Source organism: Pedobacter sp. 01N416, from assembly GCF_056399685.1.
This window is the reverse complement of sequence record NZ_JBFTRT010000199.1, coordinates 1-8,160: the sequence shown is the minus strand read 5'-3', so window position 1 is coordinate 8,160 and position 8,160 is coordinate 1. Positions and strand designations below refer to the sequence as shown.

Annotated in this window: 9 protein-coding genes and 1 tRNA gene; 6 read left to right on the top strand and 4 right to left on the bottom strand. The window is 37.9% G+C overall.

The genetic code is table 11. From position 1 onward, the window contains the following. Positions 1–928, top strand: a 928-nt coding sequence (locus tag AC1DND_RS12790; RefSeq protein ID WP_477582092.1) for a response regulator, incomplete at its 5' end; no start/stop codon positions are given. Here AC1DND_RS12790 and AC1DND_RS12785 read toward each other — a convergent pair. From AC1DND_RS12785 to AC1DND_RS12770, 4 genes are all read right to left on the bottom strand, one after another. Further along, positions 929–2,260, bottom strand: coding sequence for a sigma-54-dependent transcriptional regulator (locus AC1DND_RS12785; protein ID WP_215124868.1), 1,332 nt, complete (start codon positions 2,258–2,260; stop codon positions 929–931). Between the two features lie 69 nt (positions 2,261–2,329). Next, positions 2,330–2,683, bottom strand: a complete 354-nt coding sequence (locus AC1DND_RS12780; RefSeq protein WP_477582089.1) for a hypothetical protein — start codon at positions 2,681–2,683, stop codon at positions 2,330–2,332. 177 nt (positions 2,684–2,860) lie between these two features. Next, the gene (locus AC1DND_RS12775; protein WP_029280049.1) at positions 2,861–3,172 is read right to left on the bottom strand and encodes a hypothetical protein; all 312 of its coding nucleotides are present in this window, start codon (positions 3,170–3,172) and stop codon (positions 2,861–2,863) included. 78 nt (positions 3,173–3,250) lie between these two features. Continuing rightward, positions 3,251–3,565 (bottom strand): hypothetical protein, encoded by a 315-nt coding sequence (locus AC1DND_RS12770; protein ID WP_215124870.1) that lies wholly within the window; start codon positions 3,563–3,565, stop codon positions 3,251–3,253. Positions 3,566–3,935: 370 nt separating this feature from the next. Between AC1DND_RS12770 and AC1DND_RS12765 the strand changes: the two genes are divergently transcribed. From AC1DND_RS12765 to AC1DND_RS12745, 5 genes are all read left to right on the top strand, one after another. Continuing rightward, positions 3,936–4,008 (top strand) — tRNA-Thr (locus tag AC1DND_RS12765). Positions 4,009–4,136: 128 nt separating this feature from the next. Continuing rightward, positions 4,137–5,303 (top strand): amidohydrolase family protein, encoded by a 1,167-nt coding sequence (locus AC1DND_RS12760; protein ID WP_477582087.1) that lies wholly within the window; start codon positions 4,137–4,139, stop codon positions 5,301–5,303. 224 nt (positions 5,304–5,527) lie between these two features. Continuing rightward, complete coding sequence (locus tag AC1DND_RS12755; RefSeq protein ID WP_477582094.1) at positions 5,528–6,649, top strand: Fic family protein; 1,122 nt, start codon at positions 5,528–5,530, stop codon at positions 6,647–6,649. Between the two features lie 44 nt (positions 6,650–6,693). Continuing rightward, positions 6,694–7,650 (top strand): NAD(P)H-dependent flavin oxidoreductase, encoded by a 957-nt coding sequence (locus AC1DND_RS12750; RefSeq protein ID WP_477582085.1) that lies wholly within the window; start codon positions 6,694–6,696, stop codon positions 7,648–7,650. A 50-nt stretch (positions 7,651–7,700) separates the two neighbouring features. After that, positions 7,701–8,015, top strand: coding sequence for an acylphosphatase (locus tag AC1DND_RS12745; protein ID WP_477582083.1), 315 nt, complete (start codon positions 7,701–7,703; stop codon positions 8,013–8,015). Positions 8,016–8,160 lie beyond the last annotated feature (145 nt).

Here is an 8,160-nt window from a genome sequence, read left to right as displayed (position 1 = left end):
GATAGAATCTCCTGAAAAATATATTATCAACCAGGCTGGTACGGGGTTGGGACTGCCTATTGTTAAATCTTTGATCGAAACACAGGGAGGAAGAATTTATGTGAAAAGTAAACCGGGCATTGGTACCACGTTTAATATTTACATGAAATATGAAAATACTACCGAGCGTGTAAACGATACTCTAGATTTAGAACATTATGCGATTGTAAATCCAGGCACGGTTTGGGTAATTGATGATGATAAACTTATTCTAGATTTATGCGGAATGATTTTTCAGAAAAATAAAATCCCGTTTAGAAGCTTTACCCAGGTAGCCGATATCCTGCACGCAGCACCTGAGCCGGATTTAAAATATGTGCTGATTGATATGCGCATGCCCGAAATGACAGGATTCGAACTTTGTCATTTATTAAAGAAGAAACTCCCAGCGCACATTAAATTTTACGCTATTACTGCACAGGTTTTACCCGAAGAACGTGAAATGGTTTTGAGCGAGGGCTTTGATGGACTGATAATGAAACCATTTAGGGCAGTTGATATCCTATCTATATTTGATAGAACCGAAATTTTAACCCAGCAGCCTGAATTCGATTTTTCTTCCATTGAGAAAATGACCTTTGGCGACCAGCAAATGCTGGAGAAAATATTGAACCGTTTTAAACAGGATTCTATAGATGACGCTGCAGCGTTGAAAAAACATTTGATCGATAATGACTTAGATCAGGCCAGGTTACTGGTTCACCGCCTTGCAGGACGAACGGCGCAGATGGGTTCGAAGACTTTGGCAAACGCATTCCGCACCCTGGAATTAGAAATTGCCGAAAAAGGCCTAACCACCAATATTAAATCTGAAGTTTTACTACAGATCAGAAAACTGGATAGCTTAATTGCCTTTATGGAGGAAATCGACTACGCGAATGCCGGATAATTATTCTATGCCGTAACGCTCCATCTTGGCGTAAAGGGTTTTACGATCGATGTTTAAAATCTTGGCGGCTTTTGATTTGTTATGTCTCACTTTGATCAGCGTTTCAGTAATCAATGCTTTTTCATTCTGTTCGTTTACCGCTTTAAGGTCGGATGAATTACCTGGAGCTGACTGGTGATGGACAGAAATCATCATTTCATCAGGTAGTGCGCCAATCTGGGCAACATCGCCTGGGCTTAATAAAACCATACGTTTAATCACATTGCTAAGCTCGCGCAAATTTCCTGGCCAATCGTAACTAAGCAAAAGTGTTTTTGCCTCATTAGAAACACTTTTCACATTCCGTTCTAAATCACGGTTCGATAGCTGTATAAAGTGGTTGATAAACAGTTCTAAATCTCCACCTCTATCTCTCAATGGCGGAAGCTGGATTTTGAACTCATTTAAACGATGATATAAATCTTCTCTAAACTCACCCTGTTGCATGCTATTAGACAGATCATCGTTGGTAGCGGTAATGATGCGAACATTAACAGGGATTTGTTTGGTACTGCCCAAAGGCTGGATTACCCTTTCTTGTAAGGCCCTAAGTAATTTAATCTGCACTTCGTAACTTAGGTTACCCACTTCATCTAAAAATAATGTTCCGCCATTTGCAGCCTCAAACTGGCCTTTTTTGTCATTTAAAGCGCCTGTAAAAGCACCTTTTACATGGCCGAATAATTCGCTGGCAGCTAAATCTTTCGATAATGCACCGCAATCTATTGCTACGAAAGGTTTATCGGCACGCTTGCTCTGCTGGTGCAGGGTTCTGGCGGCAAATTCTTTTCCCGTACCGCTTTCACCCTGTATAATTACCGACATGTCGGTTGGGGCTACCAAACTGATGTGTTCATACAGTTTATCTGCAACGGCACTTTTCCCTTTTATAAAATCACTGTTTGTTTCTTTTGGTTCAACACTTTTTAAATCCTTTTTAGCTAAAGAATTTTTGATCACCATGAGTAACTCATCTGGATTAACCGGCTTGGTAATATAATCAAAAGCACCCAATTGGATAGATCTGACCGCAGTCCGAACATCATTAAAACTCGTCATGATGATTGCAGGTATGGATAGACCCAGATCACGGATGTGGCTAAGCACTTCAAGACCTGTCCCATCCGGAAGACGGTAATCGATTAAAAGTAAGTCGAATTCATTGTTTTCAACTTGCTTAAATGATTGCTTTACTTGGGTTACAAGGGTAATCTCATGACCGTTTTTTGTTAAAAAACCTTCAAGTAATTGAGCAAATGTAGTATCGTCTTCTAAGATCAGGATTCTCGCCATGTAACAAAAATAAGAAAAGCCGGACATAATCCGGCTTTCTTATAATAGGTAGATGTAATTATTTGGGTTTTATTGTACTGGCTTACCGTCTTTATCAATTTTAACCGAACCAGTTTCTGCTTCTTTTTTAACATTGATTAAGTAGTACTCCTTTGTTCCTTCTTTAACAGACCAAGCTTCAGTAGCAGTCCATCCTTTATAAGCATCAGATTTTAACGCTGTTGTAACTGGAGCAGGAAGTTCTTCCAATTTAACTGGAGTTTTAACTGCACTATCTTGAACTGCAACAATTGCAGCATTTTTGATTGTATTTACTTCACTTGCCTGAACTGCTGAGAATCCTGCAAAAGCTAAGAACGCAGCTGATAAAATTAATTTTTTCATCTGTTTAAAATTTTGTTTTATTTGTGATGAAACTGCCATGATTTTTCACTAGTGTTTTATTTCCCTTTTTTTGAGTTCAAGAACTCGCAAGCTCGGTTTAATCAATTACTTTGTGATTCTGAAAATCATGACGGTTTCGTAGTATGTATTTTTAGGTATGCGCAGCCCGAAGGCTACGCTTATGTTGATTATGCCTGTGTGGCGTATTTATTGAGATTATTGTACTGGCTTACCGTCTTTGTCGATTTTAACTGAACCAGTTTCTGCTTCTTTTTTAACATTAATTAAAAAATATTCTTTTGTACCTTCTTTAACAGAGAAAGCTTCAGTAGCAGTCCAGCCTTTGTATGCATCCGATTTTAATGCGGTAGTTACTGGTGCAGGAAGTTCTTCTAATTTAACTGGAGTTTTTACGGCACTATCTTGAACTGCAACAATTGCAGCGTTTTTAATTGTATTAACTTCACTTGCTTGAACTGCTGTGAATCCTGCGAATGCTAAAGTAGCGGCTAAAATGATCTTTTTCATGATATTATGTTTAAAATATGATTTGTAACTCGTGTTACGTTAAATACTCGTTAATTATGGAGCGCTAACCGGCCTTATTTATTGAACTGGTTTACCGTCTTTGTCAATTTTAACAGAATTGGTTTCTGCTTCTTTTTTAACGTTGATTAAGTAATACTCTTTTGCTCCTTCTTTCACCGACCAAGCTTCAGTAGCGGTCCATCCTTTGTAAGCATCAGATTTTAATGCTGTTGTTACTGGCTCAGGAAGTTCTTCCAATTTAACAGGAGTTTTTACTGCGCTATCTTGAACTGCAACAATTGCAGTAGTTTTAAAATCTTTTACCTCACTTGCCTGTACTGCTGAGAATCCTGCTAATGCTAATACTGTAGCTGCTAAAACGAACTTTTTCATAGTATATAATTAAAAATTTAATTTGTGTAACAATACTTGCTAATGTTTCACAATGGTGCCAAACCATTGATTTTGTTTAACTGTCTGTTTTTTAGGTATTTGTGTGTGTGCCAAGATTTTGGCATTGTGGAGCTTCTCCACACTTTGTGGTGAATGACTACAAGTTTTGGCGTTATTTTTTCATAATTGGAAATGCAGATTGCCCGTAGAGCGTTCTTGTACCGTCAGATGTTGCCATCTGACGGGTTTTRAAATTCCTTGGTGGAGTTAATTAGCTGTCAAATGGTAACATCTGACAGCACGCCAGAAAAAAATAATTTTCAATTTTTAAAAAAGAAGATTTTTTTCTATCATTGCAGCCCGATTGAAAGCCTCCTTAGCTCAGCTGGTAGAGCAACTGACTTGTAATCAGTAGGTCATTGGTTCGATTCCGATAGGAGGCTCTTTTTCTTTCCCCGTTTTCTAATTTAATTTCTTTTAGAAGCGTAATTTCAAAAATCATTTCATTATCAGAATAGGTCTGGCGTAGAAAAATATTTTATTTGCTCCGGTTATTCCGCTAATTTGCGGTATGTTAAAATACTTTTCAGCCGATTGGATATTTCCTGTTTCATCGCCTCCGCTTAAAAACGGAGTGGTAGCCGTAAATCCAGATGGTGAAATTAAAGAAGTGTTAACCCAGGAAGAGGCCGCAAGTCTTGGTTTAGCCATTACAAAACATAAAGGATCAATCGTTCCGGGTTTTATCAATACCCATTGCCATTTAGAACTGTCGCATATGCTGGGGCAAATTCCAGAGCAAACGGGTTTGGTAGAATTCGTCCAAAGTATTATCAAAAGCAGGCAGGGCGATATAGAAGAGATTAAAAAGGCTATGTATGTTGCTGATCAAAAAATGTTCAAAAACGGGATTGTAGCTGTTGGCGACATTTCCAACCAAATTTCATCAAAAGAAGTAAAAGAAAATAGCAAAATATATTATCACACCTTTATCGAGGCCATGGGTTTTAATCCTGAGCGAGCAGACGCTATAATGGATTTCGCTAAAGCGATTAAACAAGCCTTTGAACCTTTACCTGCATATATTGTACCACATGCACCGTATTCGGTATCGCCTGAATTATTTGGATTAATAATGGAGGAAGCTGAAAAAGATAATGCCTTTATTAGTGTTCATAACCAGGAAACTAAGGATGAAAATGCTTTCTTCGAAAATAAATCGGGTGGGTTTTTAGCGCTATACAAATTTCTAGGGCTCGATATTTCTTTCTTTATCCCCTCCAAAAAAACATCTTTACAAACTTGGCTTCCCTCTATTAAGGAGCAAAAAACTTTGTTGGTGCATAACACGGTTTCGAGTAAGGCTGATATCGCCTTTGCAAAAGAAAACAACAATAATTTATATTGGTGCCTTTGCCCGCAAGCCAATTTATATATCGAAAATGCTTTACCCGATCTTGATCTGTTAATTGAAGAAAATGTAAAGATTACTTTAGGAACAGATAGTTTAGCAAGTAACCATCAACTTAATATTCTATCAGAAATGATCACCTTACAGAAATACAAGCAGGTTACTTTTGAAAAACTTTTGAGTTGGGCAACTATAAATGGAGCCGAATTTTTGGAGCTTAATCAGCAAATTGGAACAATCGAGGTTGGTAAAAAGCCTGGATTGAATCTAATCCAGCTATCCCTTGATTTTAAGATAGAAAGCGATCAAGTAAAGCGGTTAATTTAATAGTATCTGGATATATACATTGGTTATTTCTTTTATCCGTCTTAAAAAATGCCTTTTTTAAGGCATGATATGATCTCATTGAAAACTTTAATGTCATTTAACTCTTGTACATTAAAAACTTAAATTTTTAATGTACAAGAGTTTCTGTTTCAAATTTTTTGATGTGATTTTTTCTTTTAACATTAAAAAATTAAAATTTTAAGGTTAAAATCCTATATTTGAATATGGCAAATATGATAAATCCGGATCGTACGAAACCCTGGAATTCACTTCCCGAGCTCCCAATTGATCCAAATATCTATCTTGATGTTGATATTCTGTTACAACTCGGTAATAGCAAAGCAGCCCTAGCACGTTTGCAGGGAAGAAGTATAGCGATTCCAAATCAAGGCCTGCTTATTAATTCGATAAGTTTGCAGGAGGCCAAGGCATCAAGTGCAATTGAAAATATTTTCACTACTGATGACGAACTTTATAAGGCATATAGTGAAGAAAATGTTGGACAAGTAAATGGGCCCGCGAAGGAAATTCTCTACTACAGGGAGGCATTATGGGAAGGCCATCAATATCTTCAGGAAGATGGGGCTATTGATATAGAATACTTTGTGAAGATGTACCGTATTGTTAGTCAATTCAACGATGGCATTCGGCCTCCAGTTGCTCAGGTTGTAATTAAAGAAGGTGGAAGTGGACCTAATGCAGGAAAAGTGTTTTATACCCCTCCAAGAGGCGCAGGGATAATTGAAGCCAAAATGAATAATTTGATTACATTTCTTAATGATGAGGTTAATTATCCATTAGATCCATTGCTTAAGATGGCCATTGGCCATTATCAGTTCGAAGCAATACATCCATTTAGGGATGGCAACGGTAGAACAGGAAGGATTTTTAATATAAATTATCTAACAAAAAAAGGGTTGCTTGACTATCCAATACTTTTTCTGAGTAAATATATTATGCAAAATAAAGAAGGGTATTATGCTGGTCTTGCAGGAATTACTCAGCGGGGAAGTTGGAAAAACTGGTTACTTTATATGCTTAAAGCAGTTGAAGTAACAGCAAATATTACCTATGATAAGATCAACGACATTATTGCAGCGAAAGAGGCAATTACAGAGGCAGTTATGGCGGATACAGATATTCAACGACCAGATTCATTAATAAGTTCAATTTTTACTCAACCTTTTACTCGGGTTCAGCATTTAGTTAAAGCTGGTATTTACGCAGAAAATACCGCAAGAAAATATCTAGATCTACTCACAGGGATGGGGGTTCTTGAAAAGAGGACCGTTGGTAAAGGGCATTATTTTCTTAATTTAGAATTGTACAGAATACTCTCAGAATAATAGATGCTTCTAATTTGCCATCCATTTATAAAGTAAATATTTCGATGAATCCAATCTGTAAACTTTTCAATATTAAATATCCAATTATTCAGGCCGGAATGGTTTGGTGCAGTGGGTGGAGATTGGCATCGGCAGTTTCTAATGCAGGAGGTCTTGGCATTATTGGAGCCGGTTCAATGTATCCTGATGTTTTAAGAACACATATTCAGAAGTGCAAATTAGCTACCCATCTGCCGTTTGGTGTTAATATTCCATTGCTGTATCCCAATATTCAGGAAATTATAGATGTGGTAATTGAAGAGAAAGTAAAAATTGTATTTTCTTCTGCTGGTAATCCTGCAACATGGACCAGTTTTTTAAAAGAAAAGGGTATTACTGTCGTTCATGTAATTGCCAATACAAAATTTGCCATAAAAGCCCAGGAAGCTGGCGTTGATGCCATCGTTGCTGAAGGTTTCGAAGCAGGCGGACATAACGGGAGAGAAGAAACCACCACCATGTGTTTAATTCCGATGATAAGGGATGCTGTTAAAATTCCTGTCATTGCAGCTGGCGGCATTGGGAGTGGAAAAGCCATGTTGGCTGCGTTTGCTTTAGGAGCAGATGCGGTTCAGATCGGTTCGGCCTTTGCTGTTGCCGAAGAATCATCTGCTCATCCGGCATTTAAAAATAAAATTATTGCTGCTGCTGAAGGCGACACTAGACTGGCCATGAAAAAACTGGTTCCGGTGCGGTTGCTGAAAAATGAATTTGCCGATGCAATATCGGTAGCAGAAGCTGAAGGCGCAGACCGAGGCCGCTTAATGGAGCTTTTGGGCAGAGCAAGGGCAAAAGCAGGAATGTTTGAGGGCGATATGGAAAACGGAGAACTCGAAATCGGTCAGGTTTCGGCTATGCTGGATGAAATTAAACCTGCAAAAGAAATCCTGAAAGAAATATGGTCAGATTTTAGGTCCGAATTGCAAAGATTTAACAGTTTACAAAGCGAATTGGACTTATAAACATATGGATACACAATTGCTTTACTAACTTTGCAACAATAAATTTTAGCATGAGCGAAAAAAATATAAAATCTCCACAAGGGAATTTAGGGGTGAAACACCTCAATATAACGATAACAGGTAAAGTACAGGGCGTTGGCTTCAGGGAAACCACAAAAATTATTGCCAACCAAATGATGGTAACCGGTTTTGTAAGGAACGAAAAAGACGGATCGGTTTATATCGAAGCGGAAGGCGACAATATTTTTCTGGAAGAATTTGTAAACTGGTGCCACGAAGGGCCAGACCGCTCGCGTGTAGAAAATGTGGCGGTAAGCGATGGTGAAGTAAAAAACTATCGTAATTTTGAAATCTTAAGAAAATAAATTGCTGAATTGTTGGATTGCTATATTGTTCCACTAAGGAGCCTATCTCAATACGCAGTACTCAAATCTCAATCATAAATGTCTGTATATAAAAAGTTTCTTGGGCAAACCATGGTTTATGGTATCAGTACCATCGCCTCGCGGT

Coding starts and splice junctions, on each gene's coding strand:
- AC1DND_RS12785 (WP_215124868.1), bottom strand. CDS start 2,260: ATGGCGAGAATCCTGATCTTAGAAGACGATACTACATTTGCTCAATTA.
- AC1DND_RS12780 (WP_477582089.1), bottom strand. CDS start 2,683: ATGGCAGTTTCATCACAAATAAAACAAAATTTTAAACAGATGAAAAAA.
- AC1DND_RS12775 (WP_029280049.1), bottom strand. CDS start 3,172: ATGAAAAAGATCATTTTAGCCGCTACTTTAGCATTCGCAGGATTCACA.
- AC1DND_RS12770 (WP_215124870.1), bottom strand. CDS start 3,565: ATGAAAAAGTTCGTTTTAGCAGCTACAGTATTAGCATTAGCAGGATTC.
- AC1DND_RS12760 (WP_477582087.1), top strand. CDS start 4,137: ATGTTAAAATACTTTTCAGCCGATTGGATATTTCCTGTTTCATCGCCT.
- AC1DND_RS12755 (WP_477582094.1), top strand. CDS start 5,528: ATGGCAAATATGATAAATCCGGATCGTACGAAACCCTGGAATTCACTT.
- AC1DND_RS12750 (WP_477582085.1), top strand. CDS start 6,694: ATGAATCCAATCTGTAAACTTTTCAATATTAAATATCCAATTATTCAG.
- AC1DND_RS12745 (WP_477582083.1), top strand. CDS start 7,701: ATGAGCGAAAAAAATATAAAATCTCCACAAGGGAATTTAGGGGTGAAA.